The sequence below is a fragment of the Cognatiluteimonas telluris genome (genome assembly GCF_011320095.1).
GTDB lineage: Bacteria > Pseudomonadota > Gammaproteobacteria > Xanthomonadales > Xanthomonadaceae > Cognatiluteimonas > Cognatiluteimonas telluris.
On the sequence record NZ_JAANOY010000070.1, the window covers coordinates 1 to 2,333 of the forward strand.

The following is a 2,333-nucleotide window of genomic DNA, read 5'->3' on the forward strand; positions in this document are numbered from 1 at the left end:
CGGCTTAGGTCTCATGGCCTGCGTCTGCCTTGGGCGGGCGCTGCTGCTTCCGGTCCTCGCCGTTCGCCATCCGGAACTTCGCAACACGTTTGCGATCGTCGCCGCCATCGTGTGGGGCACGGCGGGCGTCGGGCTGGCGGTCGCATTCCGTTTCGCAGTGTTAACCTGCGAGGCCTAACAATTCATTCAAGCCGAACCCGCTTCGTTCCAGCAAAAGGCGGCACTGAAAAGCGTGCCACCTTTTGCCTCCACTACGCAGGTCGGCTTAATTCAGGTGTTAGCCATGACAACGGCCATTCCCGCTGCATCTCCCCTCTCCCAGTCGCGTCAGGCGCGTATGGTTGATGAGCTCCGGTACGCATTGCGTGGGATACCGCGCGAGAAACTTCGGGGTTGGGGCGCGGACTCAGCAACACTGCTGGGCAGAGTCACGGTGCGTAGGGTAAAAAACTTTGGGAAACTTCTCGTCAATGTCTGTCGAGGTGCCGCCGGTGAGGTGACGAGGGGACGCCAAGCGTTTCGACAAGGCACGCTCAAATCCCACTCAGCGTCACGTGCCATCGCGGCAAAGGAAGCAATAGTTTCTACCAGCGCTGACATTACCAGAGCCGTAAAGAACGTTGCGGAGGCAATCCGAGTCAACCCCGCCGAGAACGCTCCTACTTTGGTCGTATCCACGCTTGCGTTCCTGGTTGCCTCTGGGGGAGTAGACGGAGACGGGGGCGTGCCTGATTTGGATTTGATTGCGGGAATTGACGCTCACCGATCGATCTTCACACATTCAATAATCTCCGGCGCCGTCATTGAAACGCTTCTCATGTCGTCCGCCACCCTAGTTGGCTTGGCTCACTCACATCTACCCACCGAACACGACCCGTTGTGGGATGCAATCGCTAAGCACAAAGATCGCTATGTCAGATCTGCGTCCCAAGGTGTCTCCCTCGGAATTGCGTATCACCTACTTGTGGATGGCGTGATCGAGCCGGCTGCGTATCACGATTTGCCCGGCACATATCCGCTTGAGGTGCACGAGACCCTAATTGATGCGAATGCTTTGGCTGAGGGCATTGACGCAAAGCACAAGGACAAAGGCAGTCATGGCTAACAATTCATTCAAGCCGAAGCCGCTTCGCGGCTCGGCTTAATTCAGGTGTTAGGCCGCTAAGAGCGGGCCTGCTGCGGCCCTTCGGCAGTTCGGGTTGCTCGCTTCCCCGAGCACCTTGTCGCTTTCGTCCACCCTCTTCGGTCGCGCTTGGAGTCATCTAAGCGGCGCTCGGATTTCCACGCGGCAGTATTGGCGGCCGAACCGGATGGCGGCATCTGCGTCGGGCGCTCGCAGCTCCCGGCGCGCGGTCGGGCAGCGTCACTTCGGCACAAGCAGCTTCGGCTAGTCCGTGCGTCGCGCCCGATTTGAGTTGGAGTGCGCCCGGACCATCCGGCGGCATTGCCGCATTCGTGACCACCAGGCGGCATCTCGGCTGGGCGCCTGTAGCTTATGGCGCGCGGCCGACCGGTTCGGCCTCAGGTCAAGCGTGTGGCTTGTCAGCCAATGATTCTTGTGGGCAAATGGCGGCCTAACGATTCATTCAAGCCGAACCTACTTCGTTCCAGCAAAAGGCGGCACTGAAAAGCGTGCCACCTTTTGCCTCCACTACGCAGGTCGGCTTAATTCAGGTGTTATGCCCAATGGAGAGCCCATGAAGTTCTGGCGTATGCAGCTCCACCCTTCGGACAGCGCCCAGTCGGTATCACACACCATGAAATCTTTGGGCCTTGGCTATATCGGACTCGACTTCGCAGACCCGCCCGGCGACCTGACGGATGTAGATCGCGAGAACATTCCTGTCGCACAACGCGACTATTGGGAGTTCGCCCATAGCATGTCGGAGGGGGACGCAGTCCTGGTCATTGCGCATCACTATCCATGTGCCTTGGTTCGTGTCACTGGCAAGTACAACTACATCCGCGCCCCGCACCAGGAGCTTGGCGTCTGGTTCCGACACTTCCGCCGCGTAGATGTCCTTGGCTACTACGCAGATTTTGTTACGAACCCTGCGAAGTGGGAGCAGACCAAGATGACCGACACTATCTCTGTTCTACACACGCCAACCAGCAAGTCCTACACGCTAATCAAGCGCTGGCTTGCTGAGGTTGGGGCATAACAAGTCATTCAAGCCGAACCCGCTTCGCGGGTCGGCTTAATTCTGGTGTTAGGCGCCTGATGGAGAAACAAGTGAACCGACCTAAATTTCTCGCGATTCTCGCTCTTCTGGCGTGTATTGCCGTAGTCGGACTGAACGCATGGCGCTCTCATCGCGTACCGAATTCCGCTA

2 protein-coding genes are annotated in these 2,333 nt (G+C 58.3%); both read left to right on the forward strand.

Annotated features, from left to right (window positions below; translation table 11 throughout):
- Positions 1–724 precede the first annotated feature (724 nt).
- Positions 725–1,105 (forward strand): hypothetical protein, encoded by a 381-nt coding sequence (locus tag G7B67_RS12925; RefSeq protein WP_166213077.1) that lies wholly within the window; start codon positions 725–727, stop codon positions 1,103–1,105.
- Positions 1,106–1,697: 592 nt separating this feature from the next.
- Positions 1,698–2,162 (forward strand): hypothetical protein, encoded by a 465-nt coding sequence (locus tag G7B67_RS12930; RefSeq protein WP_166213079.1) that lies wholly within the window; start codon positions 1,698–1,700, stop codon positions 2,160–2,162.
- The last annotated feature ends 171 nt before the right edge of the window (positions 2,163–2,333 follow it).

Coding starts and splice junctions, on each gene's coding strand:
- G7B67_RS12930 (WP_166213079.1), top strand. CDS start 1,698: ATGAAGTTCTGGCGTATGCAGCTCCACCCTTCGGACAGCGCCCAGTCG.